Origin of the sequence: Chryseobacterium sp. 2TAF14, assembly GCF_052115105.1 — a bacterium.
Lineage (GTDB): Bacteria > Bacteroidota > Bacteroidia > Flavobacteriales > Weeksellaceae > Chryseobacterium.
This window is the reverse complement of record NZ_JBFRGA010000372.1, coordinates 1-443: the sequence shown is the minus strand read 5'-3', so window position 1 is coordinate 443 and position 443 is coordinate 1. Positions and strand designations below refer to the sequence as shown.

Annotated in this window: 1 protein-coding gene; it reads right to left on the bottom strand. The window is 40.9% G+C overall.

What is annotated here, in order from left to right; all coding sequences use genetic code 11:
- The coding region (locus AB4Y90_RS18220) for an aminotransferase class I/II-fold pyridoxal phosphate-dependent enzyme (protein ID WP_441558968.1) at positions 1–443 on the bottom strand (443 nt) is incomplete at both ends.

Genomic DNA, 443 nt, shown 5'->3' with positions numbered 1-443 from the left:
ATCTAAATGCTCTCTTGTGTGAGCTGCAGAAAGCTGCACTCTGATTCTCGCCTTTTCTTTTGGAACCACCGGATAGAAGAAACCAATTACATAAATTCCTTCATCCATCAGTTTTTCTGCCATTTGCTGAGATAACTTAGCATCGTACAACATTACAGGAACGATTGCTGCATCTCCATCAGGAATGTCAAAACCTTTCGCTTTCATTTCCGTTCTGAAATATTCTGCATTTTCCATCACCGTATCACGAAGTGAAGTGTCGTCTGAAATCATTTCCAAAACTTTCAAAGCTGCGCCAACAATTCCGGGAGCCAGAGAATTTGAGAATAAATAGGGTCTTGAACGCTGTCTCAACATATCGATGATCTCTTTTTTGCCGGAAGTAAATCCGCCCAAAGCTCCACCTAAAGCTTTTCCTAAAGTAGAAGTGATGATATCTACTC